Genomic DNA, 21,012 nt, shown 5'->3' with positions numbered 1-21,012 from the left:
GTCTCCGGATAGATCGAAGATCAGGCGGCGGTGGCGAGGGGCTGGTCGAGGCGCAGGCCCGCTTCGCGCATGAGCGGCAGAACCCGCTCACCGAAGAACTTCAGGTCAGGAAGGAAGTCGTAGAAGTTCACCTGAACGCCATCGCAGCCGGCGGCCTTGAGGCGCTGGAAGCCTTCCACCACCTGGGTCGGCGTACCGACGATGTGGACGTTGCCGCCGATGGTCCATTCCTCCCGCGTCGCCGCCTTCCAGGAAGATTGATCGCCGCCGGTGAAGGTGCGGTAGAAGTTCTCCGCCGCCACGGGGTCCTGGTGGCGCAGGATGGCGTCGTACTGGGCCCAGGCCTCCGCCTCGGTCTCGCGGCAGATGACGTGCGGATTGATGAGGGTGCGCACATCTCGCCCTTGGGCCGCCGCCGCCTGCTTGATGCGGGCCGTATGGGGCGGGAGCGCAGCGCAGGCGCGGTCGAGGTTGGCGCCGGCCGGGCTGGTGACGAAGATCAGGTCGGAGTGCTTCACCGCATAGTCGAGCCCCGCGCCCGACGAGGAAGCGTTGACCAGAACGCACTTTCCGCCGGCGGGCTTCGGCGCGATGAAGGCCTCCTTCATCTTCCAGAAGCGGCCGTCGACGGTGATGTTCTCATCCTCCGACCACAGGCGCTTCATCATGGTCACGAACTCGTCGGCCATCACGTAGCGGTGGTCATGCTCGATCTGCTCGAGACCGAACATCTCGAACTCGCTCTTCTTGTAGCCGGTGACCATGTTGAGGCCCCAGCGCCCGCCGCTCATCTCCGAGATGGTGGCGCCGAACTTGGCGAGATGCAGCGGATGCCAGCCGTAGAGGATATGCACGGTGGACACGAGCAGGATGCGCCGGGTGATCGCCGCAAGACCAGCGGTCACCAGCAGCGGATCCGTCGCCATCTCGCGGAACTTCATCTCGCCGCCATAGCCGCCCTTGCCCATCCACTGGGCCAGCCCGAACACCAGGTCGAAGCCGAGCTCTTCCGCCATCACCGTGCAGCGGGCGTTGTAGTCGAAGGTCCAGGATGTATCGCGCGGGGCCGTCGAAGGGCTCCAGGCGCCGGACTGGATGGGCAGGAACAATCCCAGCATCAGCGGGTTGGCCTTGGCTTGTTCCAGCGGAGAGAGCGCCGGCTTATGCCCTGAAATCTTGACCATGACTTTTCCTCCCGTTTCAGGTCCCGCCAGATCCGGGGGCAGGTCTCGCGGTGAGCCACCCTCTTCTTGTCTGGCAGGTAAATCCTAGAGGCTGGGGTTGACCGTAAAAAACGATTGTTTTCGATATTTTTTGATCGTTAAAATCGATGCCTTGGAACAAGAGGGACAGCACAAGGCCGTCCCTCTCTTCACTGTTGCGCTCGGCCTATTCGCTCGGTGACGAGGCCGCACGCGGTGTCATCGGGGATGCGCCGGGATGGACGGCCACGGATCCATCATCGCGCACCCAGCCGGCATTGCTCGTGTAGTCGTCGCGCGAGCGGTCCCTCAGGAAGAGGGTCGAGACGAAGCTGATCGCGGCGATGAAGGCGATGTAGGCGCTGATCGCCGCTGACGTGCCGTAGGTGTGCAGCAGGAAGGCTGCGATGATCGGTGCCGGGCCGCCCGACGTGATCGAGGCGAGCTGGTAGCCGATCGAGGAGCCGGAGTAGCGCACGCTGGGCGGGAAGCTCTCGGCGATGAACGCCGCCTGCGGCGCATACTGCATGTCGTGGATGGGCAGCGACACCAGGATGGCGAGGACGATCAGGGCCGGAACCCCGGTGTCGAGCAGCCAGAAATAGGGGAAGGCGAACACCATCATGGTGAAGGCGCCGATCAGGTACATCCGCTTGCGGCCGATGCGATCCGACAGGTAGCCGAAGAACGGCGTGGTGAAGAGCGAGAGTGTCGCCGCCACCAGCACACAGTTGAACAGGAACGACTTCTGCAGGCCGAGCTGCGACGTCCCATATGACAGGAGGAACGTCGTGAAGATCACGAACGGCGCCTGCTGTCCCGTCCGCATCAGGCAGGTGAGGAGAATTTCCTTCCAGAAGCCGCGGACCGCCTCGATCACCGGCGCCTGGGCGATTTCCTTCTTCTCCTGCATGCGCTGGAACACCGGTGTTTCCAGAACCCCGAGCCGGATGTAGAGGCCGACGAAGATCAGCAGGGCGCTGACCAGGAAGGGAATGCGCCAGCCGATGGTTTCGAACCACTCGGTGGAGCCCATCTGCAACGTGAGCGTGAGCATGCCCACGGCGAGCAGCATGCCGAGGGGCGAGCCGAACTGCGGCCAGCTGGCCGCGAGGCCCCGGCTGCGGTTGAACTTGGACCACTCGGTGGCGACCGCGATCGCCCCGCCCCACTCACCGCCGACGCCGATGCCCTGCAGGACACGCAGCACGGTCAGGGCGACGGCACCCCAGATGCCGATGTGCTCGTATGTCGGCACCAGGCCGATGAAGACGGTGCTGATGCCCATGAGCATGAGCGTCGCCACCAGTGTGCCCTTGCGGCCGATGCGATCGCCGAAATGGCCGAAGATGATGGCCCCCACCGGCCGCGCGACGAATCCGAGGAAGAAGGTGGAGAAAGCGAGCAGCGTCGCCGAATAGGGATCTTGCGACGGGAAGTAGAGCTTGCCGAAGACGATCGCGGCGACAAGGCCGTACAGATAGAAATCGTACCACTCGATCATGGTGCCGACAGTCGAGGCCAGCACGGCGCGTTTCGCATGGCGCGACAGATCAGCGTCGCTCATGGGCGACGTCTGCGGGTTCGGGGCCATTCATTCCTCCCAGACGCTTCCGTGACGGAGCGCTTTTTCTGTTTTTCCCGCCCAGGCGCGCTGCGAGCCCGCGTGGCGATACGGCGCGTGTGGCCGACCACGGCGGGCGGATGCAGACGGCTTCGCCTGCACGGGGCTGTGTTTCGGCAGGGAGTCTCCCCCAGCCGAGAGCAGCGTAACCATGTGGGTTGAGCGCAAAAAGCGATTGTTTTCGATTGAGACGCGACGGAATAATCGATCAGCGGGAGGAAAATAAAAATGAATTTCCGGCAACTACAAACCTTCCTGGAGATCATCCGCCTCGGAAGCTTCGCAGCTGCAGCAAACAATTTGAATGCAACGCAATCAACCGTCTCGGCCCGCATCCAGGAGCTTGAGAGCGAACTCGGCGTCGCCTTGTTCGACCGAAGCCAGAGAAAGATCGCGGTCACCTCGAAAGGGCGCGAGCTCGTCAGCTACGCCGAGCGCGCGCTGCAACTGCACGACGAGATCCTCCACCACATCACGCCCCGGCAGATGCTCTCCGGCATCGTGCGGGTCGGCGTTGCGGAGCTGGTGGCCATGACCTGGCTTCCAGCTTTCGTCGCCACCGTGCACGAGCGCTACCCCCACATCTCGCTGGAGCTGGACATCTCCCTCACCGCGCCGCTGCGCGCACGGATGCTGGCCGGTGACCTCGATGTGGTCCTGCTGCCGGGCGAGATCGCAGACCCGGCGCTGGTGGTCCATCCACTCGGCATGGTGGCGTTCCGGTGGATGGCCGGCGCCGGCATGGATCTGCCGGATCATGTGCTGTCCGCCCAGGACCTGACGCGCCTGAGGGTTCTCTCCCTCGGCGAGAACTCCGTGCACTACAGCACCATCCTGTCGCTGCTGGACCGCGGCAGCTCGGCCCAGCGCCCCGATTTGTGCAACAGCATGACGGTGATCGCCACGCTCATGATCGCCAACACAGGCATCAGCGTGTTGCCGCCGGCCTGCTATGGCGACGACATCGCGTCCGGCCGGCTGCGAGTACTGCGGACGACGTGTGACCCTGCCCCCGTGCCCTTCGTGGCGGCGTACAAGAAGCGGCGGCTGTCCGGCCTCCACGAGCTGATCGCCGCCACGGCGGCCGAGGTCAGCACCTTCGGAACGGCCGAGGACGCCGCCTCCGGCTGACGCCGGCCCACCGGCTGGGGCGTGGCTGGCGCGACTTGACATAAGGGAAGGTCGGGGGCCTCATGACCGCATGAGCGCTGATCGCCACCACCACTGCCGCCCCTGCCCCATCGCAGGACAGTAGCCCCGCGTCCGGCGTTTGCGCCCCGGGCGCCGGGGTGACGCGACGCCGTGCCCGCATCGCGCGCGGCGACCAGCGATAGCGCAGACCAGCCCCCAATCGCGTCTTGAGCCGGCGACAGCCTTCCAGCAGCAGCGTCGGCCTGCGCCTGTTTGAAAGTCCATCCAGATGACAAAGCCATCCCGCCGCGCGCGCTTGCCGGCGCTCGTCCTCAACCGCGCCGATCACGAGCGCCTCACCGGCCTCGCCACCGCCGCCCTCGACCGGATCCCGGACGTCGCGGAGGAGTTGCTGTCCGAACTCGAACGGGCGCGGCTCGTGTCGCCCGATCGCACGCCGGCGAACTCGGTCCAGATGGGCGCCACCGTCACCTACAGGTCGGCGGACAGCACGCGCACCGTGCGGCTCGTCTATCCCGAAGATGCGGATATCGCGGACGGCAAGGTGTCGGTGATGACGCCCATAGGCGCCGCGCTGATCGGACTGTCCGAAAACCAGTCCATCTCCTGGACCGCCCGGGACGGACGACGCCACGAGCTGGAAATCGTCGCCGTCGTGCCTGCGCCGGCACAGGCGCGGGTCTGATCTTCCCGACCCGCCGGCAACCTGCTGGGTGATGCGGCGGCTTCGGCACGGCGCCGGCTCGCACCAGCGCCGCACCGTCCCGTCACGCGTTCACGTCGAACGCCGGCACCAGCCGCAAAGCGGCGCGTGCGCCGCCGCGCGGCGGCGGGCCGCCTTTCACCCTCCACCGCGCTTTCCGCCAGGGCGGAAAGAAGGGCCGCTGGCGCCGCTCCATGGCTGTCCAGCCGGCGTCCTGATCGAGGGACGGCGGATCGGCGGGAAGCGCCGCCAAAGCGGCGAGAATGTCGTCGACGGGAACGACCGCGCCGCTGTCGAGGCGCCTGAGTGCCGGGGCATTCTCGACCGCGTGGCGATCCGACGCCCAGGACGACAGCAGCGTCCGCTTCTCCGCATCACTCATGAACGGATGATCCAGCACTTGGTCCGGATGCACCAGGACGCCTTCAGATTGAGAGGACGGCGGCGCCTGCGGCCGCCCGTCTCGCGTGGTTCTCATAGCCACATCCTCCTTCGAGCAACATGGGTACAAGCACCTCGCACGCATCGTGCGATGTCATGGCCGGCCTGGGGGCCGGCGGCCCTTGATTTGGGTACGTAAGCGCGCGCGTCAAGGGATCGGCTGCGTCCTGCGCTGCAACAGGCTGCAAACCACAAAAGAAGTCGTTTTTACCGCTGCAAGATCAGGTTACCCTATGGAAAGGCGGGTGATTTGCGACGCACTTCGCCGCGCGTGGGAGGGGTTGGCATGTGCATCGCGTGTGAGTGGGCACCCTATTTCGAGGCGTTCGGCCGGGCGAGTGGCCTGAACCGCCGCTCGCTTCTCGGAGCCGGCATGGCGATGACGGCGGCGGCGGCCATCGCGCCCGTGTTCCGCGCGACCGAGGTGAAGGCACAGGATGCCCGCGCCGCCACCAGCGGCCCGGCCGATTTCGTATTCCACAACGGGCTGGTCTACACCGTCGCCGGCGCCCAGCCCTGGGCGAAGGCGGTCGCGGTGCGCGGCAAGACCATCATCCATGTGGGCGACGAGGCCGGGGCCATGGCGCTCGCCGGCCCGAAGACGCAGGTGATCGACCTCAAGGGCCGCCTGCTCATGCCGGGCTTCGTGGAGGGGCACACCCATCCCCTGCTCGGCGCCTTCCTGACCTCCGGCATCGACCTTCAGCTGCCGACCATGAAGGATGCCCTCGCGGCCATCGAGCAATACGCCAAGGAGAACCCCACCGGCCCCATCCGTGGCTTCGGCTGGCGCGTGGACATGTTCCCGCCGGAGGGCCCGACGCGGGCGGACCTCGACCGCATCCTGCCCGACCGGCCGGCCTTCTTCTTCGCCATCGACGGCCACAGCCTGTGGGTGAATTCCAAGGCGCTGGAGATGGCCGGCGTGACCCGCGACACGCCGGATCCCATCCCGCGCTTCAGCTATTACGCCCGCGACGAGAAGGGCGAGCCCACCGGCTATGTTCTCGAAGTCAACGCCGTGCTCGCCCTCGTCAATGCGGTGGAGCCGATCACCGCCGCCAACCTGGGCAAGTTGCTGGATCGCTGGCTGCCCAAGGCCGCAGCGGCCGGCATCACCTCGCTGTTCGACGCCGGCGTGCCGCCCATCGGCTCCGACCAGGGCGCCGTCATCAACATCTATGTGGACGCGGAGAAGCGCGATGCGCTGCCGTTCCGGGTATCGGCCTCCTATTCGGTGAAGAGCCTGCCCATCGACGACGTGGTCGAACAGTTCAAGGACGTCCGCAGCCGGGTGTCGAGCGAGCTGGTGCACGTGGACATCGTGAAGATCGTCGGCGACGGCTCGCAGGGCGGGTACACGGCGTGGCTGATCGAGCCCTATGCCGACATGCCCAACTCCATCGGCGCCTCGCCCTTCACCGAGGCCCAGTGGCACCAGCTGATCGGGGCGGTGGACGCGGCCGGCTACGACGTCCACGTCCATGCCTGCGGCGAGCGCACGGCCCGCGTGGCGCTGGACGCCATGGAGAAGGCGATCGCGACCAATCCCAAGCGCGACCGCCGCAATGCCATCGCCCATCTGGTCTATGTGGAGGACAGCGATTCCCCCCGCTTCGCCAAGATGAACGTGACGGCGCAGTTCTCCGCCAACTGGTCGTCGGCCGATCCGGACACGATGATCAACATGCTGGCCCGCTACGGGCAGCCCCGCGCCAGCAAGCTGTACCGCACCAAGACCATCCTGAACCAGGGCGGGCGCGTGTCGTTCGGCACCGACTGGCCGGCGGCGGGCTATTTCTCCACCTACAAGCCCCTTGATTCCATCGAGGTGGGCGTGACCCGCCGGCTGATCGGCAAGGAGGACGCCGCCGTGCTTGTGCCGGCCGACGAGCGGCTGACGGTGGCCGAGGCGATCCACGCCAACACGATGGGCGCCGCCTACCAGCTCCGCATGGACGACAGGATCGGATCGCTGGAGGTCGGCAAGTTCGCCGACCTGATCGTGCTCGACCGCAACATCCTCGAGGGCGATCCCCGCGATATCCACAAGGCAAAGGTCGAGCTGACCATGATGAATGGTAAGATCCGCCACAAGGCCTGACGCCCCGTTCCTGTCGACGGTGGCGCAAGCCCCGTCGACAGGAACCAAGAACGGCGGACCTTATGAGACGGCTTCTCGGATTGCTGATGCTTCTGGCAGCGCTGGGCGGCGTTTCCGCCCAGGCTCAGCCGGTGCCCGAAATCTGCTCCAAGAAGCGATCCTGCTTCATGACCTTCGACGGGCCGGACCGCGGCTTCTGCCAGGCCTATGTCGAAGGAAAATCGTGCTTCATGTCGTTCAATGACGCTTACGATCGCGGCTGGTGCCAGCACCTGCGCGAGGGCAAGTCGTGCTTCATGGCGCTTGACGGCGACGCCCGGCGCGCCTGCGAAGCCGGCCGCGTCCCGCGCGAACACCGCCACTGGATGCGGCTCTGCAGCGGCTGGTAAACGCGGCGCCGGAGCGCGGATGCGATCTCCCTCGCGCCGTCGCCATCGGCTCTAGCGGCTCGCGCTCCCGCGATCCGCGTGCGCCGCATGGTGGCGGGCGAGATAGAGCCGGTCATCCAGCGTCGAGCAGACCACCGCCAGCACGATGCCGATGATTGCGCCGACCAGCGTATCGAACACCCGTTCCGGCGCCATGGCGGTCCCCGCCGCGCCGGGGGCCGCGAGGTAGCTCATCAGCAGGGCCATGGGGGTCACCAGGATCTGGCCGAGGGCGTAGTTCGCGCCGATGATCATCTCGGTCGCAAACTGAAGGAAGATGAGCAGAGCGACCACGCTCCACACCGATGGCTCCTGCGAGAGGATGAGCCAGACAAGGCCCGCGCCGACCACGGTCCCGGACATACGCTGCATGGCGCGGCTCATGCTGATGTGCAGGTGCGTCCCCTGCATCACCGCCACCGTGCCCATGGCCGCCCAGGCGGGATGCGCCGCGCCGGCGGCATAGGCGGCAAACGCCGCGATCGCCGAGCCGAGGGTGATCCGCGCCGCCGCGATGAGGCGATGGTCCAGCGGCCGAACCGGCTCCACCGGAAAAGGCGCCTCGGGCGTTTCCTGCTGGCGGAACGCTTCCGTCCCCACGCAGATCAGCCACGTCAGTCCAGCCGCCAGCGCGGTCGCGGTCGCGCGCTCGACCACCTCCTGCCAGGACGCCACATGGCCCATCGCCGCCCCGGCGGCGAACACGAAGATGAGCGCGCCCGGCGGCCCATACTGCCCGGTGTTGGCGACGAAGAAGAACAGGCCGCAGGCAAGGGCCAAGAGGGCCAGCTGTAGGAGATAGGGCGCGCCGAGCCACGCCGCTGTCGACATGGCGAGCACCGAGACGGTCAGCCACATGGCGCAGAGCAGGACGATGCGGCCCCGCCCCGCCTGCGGAGCGAAACGACCGAACAGGGCCGCGAGCGTTCCCAGCGAGGCAAAGCCGACAAGGTGCGGCCAGGGCGAGACGAGGGCCAGCGGCAGGGCGATCGCCGCCGCGAGAGATGCCTGCAAGCCGGCCAGCGCCGCATTGCGCTGCCACGGCTGGGCGGCGAGCGCCCAACTCTCGCGGATTTGGTGCGGCTTGAGCAGATGGCGCGCCGCGTCCAAGCGGCGGGTGGCAAGGGCGTCGGAATCGGCAGACGCCGCGTGGGGGGGGTCAGACAGGCTCATGGCATCGCCTTTTCCCGGCGCTGGACCTGAAGGCTTTGCAGCCGCTGCTCGATGCGCTCGAAATGCCCGAGCATGGTTGCGATATCGGCGTCCGAGAGGTCCGCCAACATCTCCGCCTCCCCCCTGGACAGCTCGCTCCGGATCTCGGCGACCCGCGCCCTGCCCGCTTCAGTGAGGTGAACCAGCCGCGCGCGCCCATCGGAGGCGTCGACACGGCGTTCCACGAGCCCCTGCCGGCTCAGGATGTCCAGCAGGCGCACGAGGCTCGACCCGTCGATGCCCACCAGCGCCGCGAGCTCCTTCTGGGTGATGCCGTCGCCGGACTCCTGGAGATGCACCAGCGGCACCCATGTGGCGTCAGACAGCCCCGCCTCTGCGAGACGGGCGTCCAGCGCCCGCCGCCAGCGACGGGCAAGCAGCGCGAAACGCACGCCGAAGCGGGCGCGCGGTGAAGCGGGATCGAGTGTCATGCGGCATGAAGAGCAGAATATAATTTGCATTGCAATACAAATTATATCTGTCCTTCCCCATCCGGTTTCGTCGTCCCGCGCCCCACGGAAGGCGCGGCGGACAGGGGCCGCGCCGGTGCTGGCATATGGACCAGCGCATGACGAACTTGCTGCTTGTTTGATGTATTCTACCCGCCAAGGCGGTGGTGTCACGCTGCCATGAAAGCAGCAGGGAGGAACATCATGCAATACATCGTGCCGATTGCAGTGGTCGGCATCCTGTTACTTCAGGCGAGCGGCGCAATTCCTATGGACAGCGTCGGCGGGCCGATGATGATCGCGCTTGCTGTTCTTTTCGGCGCACTCGCCGTCGGGGTCCATGAGGCTTGGACGAAACACCGAGGAGTCCTTGGCTGGATCGTGAGCATCGTGGTGTCGCTCGTCGGTGCCTTTCTCGTCGCCCCCGCGGGCGGCATGGTTGTGTCGCTCCTGCTCGGTCCGTTCATGGGCGGGTCGACGTCGGTGGCGGCTGCGGGAGGCGGGGTGATGCAAATCGCGCTCGCCGCCATGATGGTGGTCACCCTGCTCGGATCGTGGTGCGCGCTGTGGCTCGTGAACCGGTTGCGCTGAGAGATTGAGGTGCCTTGGTCATTCACAAGGCCTCCTCCGCGCATCCGCGGGGGACTTCAGGGGCGCTCCCCGGCGGGCAGCGCCCCTCTTCCTCTCAGCGCCAGCCGAGGGCCGGCGCCACGTGGGTCAGGATGGCCTCGATGACATGGGCGTTGTAGTCGACGCCCAGCTGGTTCGGCACAGTGAGGAGCAGCGTGTCGGCCTCGGCAATCGCCTCGTCCTCGGCGAGCTGCTTGATCAGCGCGTCCGGCTCGGCGGCGTAGCTGCGGCCGAAGATGGCGCGGGTCTTCTCATCGATGAAGCCGATGGAATCCTCTTCCTTGCCGCCCCCGCCGAAATAGGCGCGGTCGCGGTCGTCCACGAGCGCGAAGATGGAGCGGCTCACCGAGACGCGCGGGGTGCGGGTGTGGCCGGCCTCGGCCCATGCGGCGCGATAGGCGCGGATCTGTGCCGCCTGCTGGACATGGAAGGGCTCGCCCGTCTCGTCGTCCTTCAGGGTGGAGCTTTGCAGGTTGAGCCCCAGCTTGGCCGTCCAAACTGCCGTGGCGTTGGAGCTGGCGCCCCACCAGATGCGCTCGCGCAGGCCCTGCGAATGCGGCTCAAGCCGCAGGAGGCCGGGCGGGTTGGGGAACATGGGCCGGGGATTGGGCTGGGCGAAGCCTTCGCCCTTCAATACCTCCAGGAACACCTCGGCGTGGCGGCGGGCCATGTCGGCGGCGGTCTGCCCCTCCGGCGGGCCATAGCCGAAATAGCGCCAGCCATCGATCACCTGCTCCGGTGACCCGCGGCTGATGCCAAGCTGAAGCCGGCCGCCGGCGATGAGATCGGCCGCGCCGGCATCCTCCGCCATGTAGAGCGGGTTCTCATAGCGCATGTCGATGACGGCGGTACCGATCTCGATGCGCTTGGTGCGCGCGCCCACGGCCGCCAGAAGCGGGAACGGAGCCGCAAGCTGGCGGGCGAAGTGATGGACGCGGAAATAGGCGCCGTCCGCGCCCAGTTCCTCCGCGGCCACGGCAAGCTCGATGGATTGCAGCAGCGCATCCGCCGCCGAGCGGGTCTGCGACTGGGACGAAGGCGTCCAGTGGCCGAACGAAAGAAAGCCGATCTTCTTCAAGGCAGACACTTCTGGGCTGTGAAAATCTGGGGCCAACCTAGCCCGCTACGCCGGCTCGCGCATCTTTCGTGTCCGCAAGCTGGCTTTGCACGAGAACCGGCCTGCACGAGAAGATGTGTTCCCCTGCGGGCTTCGATCGGTTGAATTTGCGGCCTTTGATCCCTATTCGTCACCCATGGACACACAGGTCTGCCCCGCAAAGCCTTTGACTTTCCTGCCCTGGCCCGCCCCGGCCAGCCGGCCGGCACCCTTCCTGCCCATGAGCCGCGCCGAGATGGCGGCGCTCGGATGGGATCAGTGCGACATCGTTCTGGTCACGGGCGATGCCTATGTGGATCACCCAAGCTTCGGCATGGCCATCATCGGCCGTCTGCTGGAAGCGCAGGGGTTTCGCGTCGGCATCATCTCCCAGCCGGACTGGCAGTCGGCGGAGCCGTTCAAGGCGTTGGGCAAGCCGCGCCTGTTCTTCGGCGTCACGGGCGGCAACCTGGACTCCATGGTCAACCGCTACACGGCGGACCGCCGGCTGCGCCATGACGATGCCTATACCGCCGGTGGCGAAGGCGGGCGGCGGCCGGATCGCTCCACCATCGTCTACACCCAGCGCTGCCGCGAGGCATACAAGGATGTGCCCATCATCCTCGGCGGCATCGAGGCCTCGCTGCGCCGGATCGCCCATTACGACTACTGGTCCGACAAGGTGCGCCGCTCCATCCTGGCGGACGCCAAGGCGGACCTCCTGATCTACGGCAACGCCGAGCGCGCCGTGGTGGAGGTGGCGAACCGCATCGCCGACGGCGAGGCCCCGCGCAACATCGACGACGTGCGCGGCGTCGCCCTGTTCCGCCGCGTGCCCGAGCACTACACCGAGCTTCACGCCGACGATCTCGACGCCTCGGACGAGGGCGCCGCCCGCCGCCCCGGCGACGTGGTCATCCGCCTGCCCGCCTATGAGCAGGTGGAGGTGGACAAGGAGGCCTATGCCCGCGCCTCCCGCGTGCTGCACCGGGAGAGCAATCCCGGCAACGCCCGCCCGCTGGTCCAGCGCCACGGCGACCGCGATCTGTGGCTGAACCCGCCGCCCATTCCCCTCACCACGCAGGAGATGGATGCGGTCTACGACCTGCCCTACGCCCGCGCACCGCATCCCTCCTATGGCGAAGCGAAGATCCCGGCGTGGGACATGATCCGCTTCTCGGTGACGATCATGCGTGGCTGCTTCGGTGGCTGCACCTTCTGCTCCATCACCGAGCATGAGGGGCGCATCATCCAGAACCGCTCGGAGGGCTCGATCCTGCGCGAGATCGAGCTGATCCGCGACAAGACGCCGGGCTTCACCGGCGTCATCTCCGACATCGGCGGCCCCACCGCCAACATGTACCGGATGGCTTGCAAGGACCCGAAGATCGAGGCGGCCTGCCGGCGCCCCTCCTGCGTCTTCCCGGACATCTGCCCCAACCTCAACACCTCCCACGACGACCTCATCCGCCTCTATCGCAAGGTGCGCGAGGTGGAGGGGGTGAAGAAGGTGATGGTGGCCTCCGGCGTGCGCTACGACCTCGCCGTGAAGAGCCCGGAATATGTGAAGGAGCTGGTGACCCACCATGTGGGCGGCTACCTGAAGATCGCCCCGGAGCACACCGAGCGCGGCCCGCTCGACAAGATGATGAAGCCGGGCATCGGCACCTATGACCGCTTCAAGGAGATGTTCGACGCCGCGGTGAAGCAGGCGGGGAAGAAATACTACCTCATCCCCTATTTCATCGCCGCGCATCCGGGCACGACCGACGAGGACATGATGAACCTCGCGCTCTGGCTCAAGAAGAACCGCTATCGCGCCGACCAGGTGCAGACCTTCCTGCCCTCCCCCATGGCCACCGCCACCGCCATGTACCACACCGGCGTCAACCCGCTCCGGGCGGTGCGGCGCGGCGGCAGCGAACGGGTAGCGACCGTCACGGGGCTGCGCCAGCGCCGGCTGCACAAGGCCTTCCTGCGCTACCACGATCCGGACAACTGGCCGCTGCTGCGCGAGGCGCTGAAAGCCATGGGCCGCGCCGATCTCATCGGCCCGCGCCCCGACCAGCTCGTGCCGGCCCACCAGCCGCCCGGCACCGGCAAGGCGGCCGGCACGCGCCGTCCGGTGCGGCCCGCCCCTGCGGGGGCGCAGCGCTTCACCACAAAGGGCGTGCCGCTGCGCAAGAAGTGAGGCGCGCCTACTCGGGGATCGGGGCAGTCTCGGGGATCGGCGCGGCCTCGCGCTCCAGCACGGCGGCGAAGAAGCCGTCCGTGTCGTGGCGCGCGGGGGTTAGCGCCAGATAGTCGGGATGCGCCGAGCCGGTGATCTGCGGCGCCACCTCGCTCAGGGGAACCACACGGAAGGCCGGGTGCGCCGCGAGGAAGGCGGCCACCTGCTCCTCATTCTCCTCGGCGAGCAGAGAGCAGGTGGCGTAGACCAGCCGCCCGCCCGGCTTCACCAGCCGCGCCGCGCTGGCGAGGATGCGGGCCTGAAGCGGCAGCAGCGCATCGAGCCCCGGCCCGAGCACCCGCCAGCGCGCATCGGGATTACGCCGCCATGTGCCGGTGCCGCTGCATGGCGCATCCACCAGCACACGGTCGAAGCCGCCCTTGTGGCGCTTCACCCAGCGGTCGGTCTCGCTGGCGAGCGGGCGCGTCTCGATATTGTGGAGGCCGGCCCGGCGGAACCGCTCGGCGGCGCGCTTCAGGCGGTTCTCCAGCACGTCGCAGGCGATGACGTGGCCCTTGTTCTTCATCTGGGCGGCGATGGCGAGCGTCTTGCCGCCCGCGCCGGCACAGAAATCCACCACCCGGTCGCCGGGCTTCGCATCCACGACGACGGCCACCATCTGGGAGCCCTCGTCCTGGATTTCCACCTCGCCCGTCTTCAGCATGGGCAGGCGGTTGAGCGCCGGGCGCTCGTTAACCCGGATGCCATAGGGCGAGAGGGGCGACAGCTCGGCCGGCAGGCCCAGCGCACGCAGGGCCGACAGCATCTGTGCGCGGTCGGCCTTGATGGGGTTGACGCGCAGGTCGAGGGGCGCCGGTGTCAGCATCGCCGCCATCTCATGGGGGAAGTCTTCCCCGAACCGACGATGCAGCTCCTCCGCGCCCCATTCGGGGCATTCGTAGCGCACATCCTCCGGCATGGAGGGATGGTCGATCCGCGCGCCCTGCAGCTTGACCAGAAGCGCGCGCTCCTGCTCGGAAAGGGGCGCGGGGCCGAACTTGACGCCGGAGAACAGCGCCTGCACCTGATCCCGCGTCTTGCCGGCGCCGAGCACCAGCCAGGCCAGAAGCCGGTTGCGCGGGGTGTCCGGACGCCCATGCCGTTTCAGCCACCAGCCGAGACGGGCGTGGTGGCGCAGCAGGATATAGAGCAGCTCGGAGATCGGGCCGCGCTGCGGCGCGGGGATATCGCGCCGGGTGCGGAAGAAGTCGGAGACGACAGCATCGGCCGGACGCGCGACGGCGTCGACCTCCTCGGTCAAATCGAGGGTTGCTTGCAGAATTGCGGCGAAGCTCACTGAGACACGATCAGGCTGGAAATGGGGGCGCACCATAGGCGATGGCGCCAGCCTTGACCATCACGGCCGCCCTTACACCGTCGCCAGCATCTCCAGCAGGGCGTCGCGCGCCTCGGCGATGCGGCGATAGTCGGCATCGCTGCCGCCGGCATCGGGATGGGCGGTCTTGGCGCGGCGGCGGAAGGCGGCGTTGATCTCGGCGGCATCCAGCCGGCCGTCCAGCGGCAGGCCGAGCGCTTCTCGGTGGGTGCTGTCGTCTTCCCCGTCGAACATGGCCATGAGCGCGCGGCGCGCCTTCTGCGCCGCCAGTCGCAGCTCCACCTGATCTTCCTGCCAGCGCCGGCGGGACATGACGAAGCAGGCCCCGAAGGCGATGCGACCCGTCTGCTCCAGTTCGTCCAGGCTGAACGGGCCGACGATGCCGTAGGGCGCATCAAGCCACGCCTGCCGCCCGCCCGCGTCCGCCTCGACACGGCCGATGGTGACCATGTCGAGCACGCCCAGAGAGCCGTTCCAGACGACCCATTGCTCCGTCCCGGTTGAACCCGTGTCGTTCATGCGACGCGCCTTGTGCCTGCTCGCGCATGTGTCTGACACGAGCCGATCCCGAGACGCGCATCCGCCGCCCCCTCCTGTCGGAAAGGCACCGCAATCTTCGCATCCCAGAAACGGCCATGCAGGACTGAAGCCAGATCGGCGGCGCCTCAGGGCTCGGCGTCGCGGACGCCCGGGCGCAGCGTCGCCAGTGCCGCGCCGAGCGCGATCCAGGCGGCGACGACGTAAGGCCACAGATTCCCCGGGAAGGCCGGCACGGGATAGACCGAATTGTAGAGCGGCCACAGCATCGCCAGCGTCCCAAGTAGCCCCAGGGCCAGCCAGACCATGCTCTTCGCCTTCACCGCGTGGGTGAAAGCGGCCAGCGTGACGCCGAGATAGGCGACGATCAGGGCCAAGACGCCGATGGTGCCCACATTGTCGTAATAATCCGCTGGGCCGATGAAGGGCGCCCAGGCGAGGAGCCCCGCGAGCATCAGCAGACCCACGACGACCACCGACACCGAGGGCGTGCCGTGGACGGGATGCACCCGAGCCGCCGTCTCCGACAATCCTGCGCGACCAAGCACGAACAGCATGCGCCCGGCGGCCGAGAGCGTGCCGAGCACCGCTGAGACGGCGGAGACCGCGGCGGCGATGTCCAGCGCGGTCGCCATGCGGACGGTGCCGTATTTCAGCGCCAGCGTGTTGAGCGGCGCCTCGTCTGCGGCGAGCGCCTTCATGTTGTCGACGCCGAAGCCCACCACCTGGATGTAGGAGGCGAAGACGAAGAACAGGCCGGCGAGGACCACCGAGCCCAAGAGCGCGACGGGGATGGCACGGCCGGGCTGGCCCGTTTCCTCGGCCAGCGTCGCCGCCGCCTCGAAGCCGGCGAAGGAGAGCACGGCGAACACCACGGCATAGCCCACACCCCACCAGCCCATGGCCGGGTCGGGCCGGAACGGCGCGGCCGTGAGGCCGCCGGTGGCGCTCACGGCGGTGAGAATCTTTACCCCGAGATAGACGATGACGCAGATGGAGCCCAGTTCCAGCAGCAGCATGAGCCGCGCGGCGACCGCCATGTCGCGGTAAGCGAAGAGCGTGCCGGCGAGGAGCGCCGCGACGCCCAGCGCGAGCCACCAGCCGCCGATATGGATGCCGTGATCGGCGAAGGCGGCGCGCAGGAAGTCGCCCACCAGCGCCGCGCTGCCCGAGCCGCCGGCAATGTAGAGGAGCAGCATGCACCAGCCGGCGATGAAGCCGGCCCGCGGGCCGAAGGTCTGGCCGATATAGGAATAGGCCGAGCCGGCGCGGGTCGTCTTGCGGGCGAAGAAGACGAAGGAAAAGCCGACGATGGCCACCAGCAGCGTGCCGACGGCGAAGCCGAGGGGCGCAGCCACCCCGGCCGCGCCCACTGCCAGCGTCACGTTGAGCGCCATGGACATGGTCGGCGCCATCACCGAAACCGAAAGCCCCACCGCCTCGACCGGCCCGAGATTACGCTTCAGCTTGACCATGGTACGCGCCCCGATTCAGCCTGGAGATCGCGAGCAATGTCAGCGAGCTACCGTCAGCTCGGCAATGCCGGAGATCGACCCGATCTGCTCCGTCTGCTGGCCGGCAAACCGGCAAAAGAAAAGGCCGCCCGGAGGCGGCCTTTCCAATTCATCGGGGCGTTTGACGCCGGGATCACTCCGCCGCGTCGGCGGGGCCTTCCACGAGGGGCTGGCCCTCGCCCTGCTCGTCGCGGGTCGCGACGATGAGATCGTCGCGGTTGGTCGCGATGGTGCGCAGGCGAGACATCTGGGCGCCCGTGCCGGCCGGGATCAGGCGGCCGACGATGACGTTCTCCTTGAGGCCTTCCAGCGGGTCGATCTTTCCGTTGACCGCCGCTTCCGTGAGGACGCGGGTGGTCTCCTGGAAGGAGGCCGCCGAGAAGAAGGAGCGGGTCTGCAACGACGCCTTGGTGATGCCCAGGAGCACGGGATGGCCGGTGGCGGGCTTCTTGCCCTCCTCCGCGGCCTTCTCGTTCGCCTCGAGGAACTCGAGCCGGTCGACCTGCTCGTTGTCGAGGAAGTCGGTCTCTCCGGAGTCGTCGATCTCCACCTTCTGGAGCATGTTCCGGACAATCACCTCGATGTGCTTGTCGTTGATGTGCACGCCCTGGAGCCGGTAGACCTCCTGGATCTCGTTCACGAGGAAGGCCGCAAGCTCTTCCACGCCCTTGATCGCCAGGATGTCGTGCGGCGCCGGGTTGCCGTCGACGATGAAGTCGCCCTTCTCCACCACGTCGCCGTCCTGGAGATGGATGTGCTTGCCCTTCGGGATCAGGTACTCGACCGGATCCCCGCCATCCGTCGGCTCGATGGAGAGCCGGCGCTTGTTCTTGTAGTCACGGCCGAACCGGATGGAACCGGAGATCTCCGCGATGATGGCCGCATCCTTCGGACGACGCGCCTCGAACAGCTCCGCCACGCGCGGCAGACCGCCCGTGATGTCGCGCGTCTTGGCGCTTTCCAAGGGCACGCGGGCCACCGCGTCGCCAGCCTTGAGGGTCTGGTTGGGGTCCACCGAGATGATGGCCTCCACCGGGAGCGCGTAGCGGGCGTCGCCGCCGCGCGGCAGCTTGATGATCTTGCCGTCCTTGCCCTTGATGAGGATGGCCGGACGCAGTTCCGGCCCACGGCCGGACCGCGAATCCGTCACCACGCGCTTGGCGATGCCGGTCGACTCGTCGACCTGCTCGTTCATCGAGGAGCCTTCCATCAGGTCCTCGAAGGCCACCGTACCGTCCACCTCGGAGAGGATCGGGCGGGTGTAGGGATCCCACTCGGCGATGCGCTGGCCGCGCTTGATGGTGTCGCCCTCGTCCACCTTGAGGCGGGCGCCGTACTGCACGCGGTTGACCGCTCGCTCGGTGCCGTCATGATCGACGATGACCACCGCTAGGTTGCGGGCCATCACCACCAGGTCGCCGTCCGAATTCCGCGCCACATTGCGATTGCGGATGCGGACGGTGCCCTCGAAGTTGCTTTCCACGAAGGACGAGTCGGCGAGGGTCGCCGCGCCGCCGATGTGAAAGGTGCGCATGGTGAGCTGGGTGCCCGGCTCGCCGATGGACTGGGCGGCGATGACGCCCACCGCCTCACCCATGTTGACGGGCGTGCCGCGGGCGAGGTCGCGCCCGTAGCAGGTGCCGCACACGCCGTTGCGGGTCTCGCAGGTCAGCACCGACCGGATCTTGATTTCCTGGATGCCCGACTTGTTGATCCGCTCGACGTGCGGCTCCTCGATCATCTGGCCCTTGGGCACGATGACGTCGCCGGTCGCCGGCTCCACGATGTCTTCCGCCGCGGTACGGCCGAGGACGCGCGAGGCGAGCGAGGCCACGATCTGGCCCGCGTCGATGATGGCGCGCATGTGGATTCCCTTCTCCGAGCCGCAATCGCGCTCGGTGATGATGGAATCTTGCGCCACGTCGACGAGACGACGGGTGAGGTAACCCGAGTTCGCCGTCTTCAGAGCGGTGTCGGCAAGGCCCTTACGCGCGCCGTGGGTGGAGTTGAAGTACTCCATCACGGTCAGGCCTTCCTTGAAGTTCGAGATGATCGGGCTCTCGATGATCTCGCCCGACGGCTTGGCCATGAGGCCGCGCATGCCGGCGAGCTGCTTCATCTGAGCGGGCGACCCACGCGCTCCGGAGTGGCTCATCATGTAGATCGAGTTGATCTGCTTCTCGCGGCCGGTCTTCGGGTCCTTCTTGACCGAAGAGATTTCCTTCATCATCTCCTCGGCGACGCGATCGGAGCACTTGCCCCAGGCGTCGACGACCTTGTTGTACTTCTCGCCCTGGGTGATCAGGCCGTCATTGTACTGCTGCTCGTATTCCTTGGTGAGCGCGCGGGTCTCCTCGACGAGCTCCCACTTCTTCTTCGGCACCACCATGTCGTCCTTGCCGAACGAGATGCCGGCACGGAACGCGTTGTAGAAGCCGAGCGCCATGATGCGGTCGCAGAAGATCACGCTCTCCTTCTGACCGCAGTGCCGGTACACGGCATCGATCATGTTGGAGATTTCCTTCTTCGTCATCAGCTTGTTGACGACGTCGTAGGAGAGCTTCGGATCCTTGGGCAGCAGTTCGCCGATCTTCATGCGACCGGGGGTGGTCTCATAGATCTTGGAATACTGCTTGCCGTCCGGGCCGATGCCGATGTAGCGGCCCTTGATCTTGGTGGCGAGGGTGATCGCCTTGGCGTTCAGCGCGTGGTCGATCTCCGCCATGTTGGCGAACATCATGCCCTCGCCGGGCTCCTTCTCCTTCATGATGGAGAGGTAGTAGAGGCCGAGCACGATGTCCTGCGACGGCACGATGATCGGCTGGCCGTTCGCCGGGTGCAGGATGTTGTTGGTGGACATCATCAGCACGCGCGCTTCCAGCTGGGCTTCCAGTGAGAGCGGGACGTGCACGGCCATCTGGTCGCCGTCGAAGTCGGCGTTGAACGCCGAGCAGACGAGCGGGTGCAGCTGGATGGCCTTGCCTTCGATGAGCACCGGCTCGAACGCCTGGATGCCGAGGCGGTGGAGCGTCGGCGCGCGGTTCAGCATCACCGGGTGCTCGCGGATCACCTCGTCGAGGATGTCCCAAACCTCGGGACGCTCTTTCTCCACCAGCTTCTTCGCCTGCTTGACGGTCGCCGAATGGCCCTTCGCGTCGAGGCGCGAATAGATGAAGGGCTTGAACAGCTCCAGCGCCATCTTCTTGGGCAGGCCGCACTGATGGAGCTTCAGCTCCGGGCCCACCACGATGACCGAGCGGCCGGAATAGTCCACGCGCTTGCCGAGCAGGTTCTGGCGGAACCGGCCCTGCTTGCCCTTCAGCATGTCGGCGAGCGACTTCAGCGGACGCTTGTTGGCGCCGGTGATGACGCGGCCGCGGCGGCCGTTGTCGAACAGCGCGTCAACCGCCTCCTGAAGCATGCGCTTCTCGTTGCGGATGATGATGTCCGGCGCGCGCAGCTCGATCAGCCGCTTGAGGCGGTTGTTGCGGTTGATGACGCGGCGGTAGAGGTCGTTGAGGTCCGACGTCGCGAACCGGCCGCCGTCGAGCGGGACGAGCGGACGCAGGTCCGGCGGGATCACCGGCACGTGGGTGAGGATCATCCATTCCGGCTTGTTGCCGGAGAGCTGGAAGGCTTCGACGATCTTCAGGCGCTTGGCGAGCTTCTTGGGCTTGAGCTCGGTGGTCGCCTCGGCGATCTCCTGGCGCAGGTCCGCAGCGATCTTCTCGAGGTCCATGGAGCGCAGCAGCTCGCGGATGGCCTCGGCGCCGATCATGGCGGTGAAGCTCGACTCGCCATACTCGTCCTGGGCGCGCAGGTAGTCGTCCTCGGAGAGGAGCTGACGGTACTTGAGCTTGGTGATGCCCGGCTCGATGACGACGAAATACTCGAAGTACAGGATGCGCTCGAGGTCCTTGAGCGTCATGTCGAGCAGCAGGCCGATGCGGCTCGGCAGCGACTTCAGGAACCAGATGTGCGCCACCGGGGCGGCGAGCTCGATGTGGCCCATGCGCTCACGGCGCACGCGCGACAGGGTGACCTCGACGCCGCACTTCTCGCAGATGATGCCCTTGTACTTCATCCGCTTGTACTTGCCGCACAGGCACTCGTAGTCCTTGATCGGACCGAAGATGCGCGCGCAGAACAGGCCGTCACGCTCGGGCTTGAACGTGCGGTAATTGATGGTTTCCGGCTTCTTGATCTCGCCGTAGGACCACGACTTGATCTTCTCCGGGCTCGCGATCGAGATGCGGATCTGATTGAAGCTCGGGGCCGGAACGGTCGGATTGAAGACGTTCAGGATTTCCTGATTCATGAGCTGGCTCCCAAACGAAGTGGGCCTTTAACTTGA

The 21,012-nt window shown here is 67.0% G+C and carries 16 protein-coding genes; 6 read left to right on the top strand and 10 right to left on the bottom strand.

The window, feature by feature from the left end; all coding sequences use genetic code 11:
• Positions 1-20: 20 nt before the first annotated feature.
• Both D7006_RS08260 and D7006_RS08255 read right to left on the bottom strand, forming a co-directional pair.
• Entirely contained in the window at positions 21-1,184 is a 1,164-nt protein-coding gene (locus tag D7006_RS08260; protein WP_237356251.1) for an LLM class flavin-dependent oxidoreductase, read from the bottom strand.
• Positions 1,185-1,389: 205 nt separating this feature from the next.
• On the bottom strand, positions 1,390-2,769 hold the full coding sequence (locus D7006_RS08255; protein WP_229643152.1) for an MFS transporter: 1,380 nt from the start codon (positions 2,767-2,769) through the stop codon (positions 1,390-1,392).
• Between the two features lie 285 nt (positions 2,770-3,054).
• Here D7006_RS08255 and D7006_RS08250 point away from each other — a divergent pair, with 285 nt between their 5' ends.
• Positions 3,055-3,957, top strand: coding sequence for a LysR family transcriptional regulator (locus D7006_RS08250; RefSeq protein ID WP_237356250.1), 903 nt, complete (start codon positions 3,055-3,057; stop codon positions 3,955-3,957).
• Positions 3,958-4,246: 289 nt separating this feature from the next.
• The gene (rnk, locus tag D7006_RS08245; protein WP_237356249.1) at positions 4,247-4,663 is read left to right on the top strand and encodes a nucleoside diphosphate kinase regulator; all 417 of its coding nucleotides are present in this window, start codon (positions 4,247-4,249) and stop codon (positions 4,661-4,663) included.
• Positions 4,664-4,745: 82 nt separating this feature from the next.
• Here rnk and D7006_RS08240 read toward each other — a convergent pair whose 3' ends face one another.
• On the bottom strand, positions 4,746-5,063 hold the full coding sequence (locus tag D7006_RS08240) for a hypothetical protein (protein ID WP_237356248.1): 318 nt from the start codon (positions 5,061-5,063) through the stop codon (positions 4,746-4,748).
• 345 nt (positions 5,064-5,408) lie between these two features.
• Between D7006_RS08240 and D7006_RS08235 the strand changes: the two genes are divergently transcribed.
• Together D7006_RS08235 and D7006_RS08230 are read left to right on the top strand one after the other, a co-directional pair.
• Complete coding sequence (locus D7006_RS08235) at positions 5,409-7,226, top strand: amidohydrolase (protein ID WP_237356247.1); 1,818 nt, start codon at positions 5,409-5,411, stop codon at positions 7,224-7,226.
• A gap of 167 nt (positions 7,227-7,393) precedes the next feature.
• Positions 7,394-7,615, top strand: a complete 222-nt coding sequence (locus D7006_RS08230) for a hypothetical protein (protein ID WP_237356246.1) — start codon at positions 7,394-7,396, stop codon at positions 7,613-7,615.
• Positions 7,616-7,666: 51 nt separating this feature from the next.
• Here D7006_RS08230 and D7006_RS08225 read toward each other — a convergent pair whose 3' ends face one another.
• Both D7006_RS08225 and D7006_RS08220 read right to left on the bottom strand, forming a co-directional pair.
• Positions 7,667-8,827, bottom strand: coding sequence for an FUSC family protein (locus D7006_RS08225; protein WP_237356245.1), 1,161 nt, complete (start codon positions 8,825-8,827; stop codon positions 7,667-7,669).
• Positions 8,824-9,297 carry a MarR family winged helix-turn-helix transcriptional regulator gene (locus tag D7006_RS08220; protein WP_237356244.1) on the bottom strand — a complete coding sequence of 158 codons (474 nt, stop codon included), beginning with the start codon at positions 9,295-9,297 and terminating at the stop codon, positions 8,824-8,826. Before D7006_RS08220 ends, D7006_RS08225 begins: the two co-directional genes overlap by 4 nt.
• Before the next feature lie 222 nt (positions 9,298-9,519).
• Between D7006_RS08220 and D7006_RS08215 the strand changes: the two genes are divergently transcribed.
• Positions 9,520-9,906: a hypothetical protein gene (locus tag D7006_RS08215; RefSeq protein ID WP_237356243.1), complete on the top strand. Its 387-nt coding sequence runs from the start codon at positions 9,520-9,522 to the stop codon at positions 9,904-9,906.
• A gap of 94 nt (positions 9,907-10,000) precedes the next feature.
• Here D7006_RS08215 and D7006_RS08210 read toward each other — a convergent pair whose 3' ends face one another.
• Positions 10,001-11,023, bottom strand: coding sequence for an LLM class flavin-dependent oxidoreductase (locus tag D7006_RS08210; protein ID WP_237356242.1), 1,023 nt, complete (start codon positions 11,021-11,023; stop codon positions 10,001-10,003).
• Between the two features lie 175 nt (positions 11,024-11,198).
• Here D7006_RS08210 and D7006_RS08205 point away from each other — a divergent pair, with 175 nt between their 5' ends.
• Positions 11,199-13,232 (top strand): YgiQ family radical SAM protein, encoded by a 2,034-nt coding sequence (locus D7006_RS08205; protein WP_237356241.1) that lies wholly within the window; start codon positions 11,199-11,201, stop codon positions 13,230-13,232.
• Positions 13,233-13,239: 7 nt separating this feature from the next.
• Here D7006_RS08205 and D7006_RS08200 read toward each other — a convergent pair whose 3' ends face one another.
• The 4 genes from D7006_RS08200 to rpoC all read right to left on the bottom strand — a co-directional run bounded on the left by D7006_RS08200 (position 13,240) and on the right by rpoC (position 20,976).
• A complete protein-coding gene (locus D7006_RS08200) occupies positions 13,240-14,532 on the bottom strand; it encodes an RsmB/NOP family class I SAM-dependent RNA methyltransferase (RefSeq protein WP_237356240.1) in 1,293 nt (430 codons plus the stop codon).
• A 108-nt stretch (positions 14,533-14,640) separates the two neighbouring features.
• Positions 14,641-15,126 (bottom strand): J domain-containing protein, encoded by a 486-nt coding sequence (locus D7006_RS08195; RefSeq protein ID WP_237356239.1) that lies wholly within the window; start codon positions 15,124-15,126, stop codon positions 14,641-14,643.
• 146 nt (positions 15,127-15,272) lie between these two features.
• A complete protein-coding gene (locus D7006_RS08190; RefSeq protein ID WP_237356238.1) occupies positions 15,273-16,619 on the bottom strand; it encodes an APC family permease in 1,347 nt (448 codons plus the stop codon).
• 172 nt (positions 16,620-16,791) lie between these two features.
• On the bottom strand, positions 16,792-20,976 hold the full coding sequence (gene rpoC / locus D7006_RS08185; RefSeq protein WP_169121420.1) for a DNA-directed RNA polymerase subunit beta': 4,185 nt from the start codon (positions 20,974-20,976) through the stop codon (positions 16,792-16,794).
• Positions 20,977-21,012 lie beyond the last annotated feature (36 nt).

This window comes from Xanthobacter sp. YC-JY1, assembly GCF_021730305.1.
Lineage (GTDB): Bacteria > Pseudomonadota > Alphaproteobacteria > Rhizobiales > Xanthobacteraceae > Xanthobacter > Xanthobacter flavus.
This window is presented reverse-complemented; position numbering and strand designations above follow the sequence as displayed.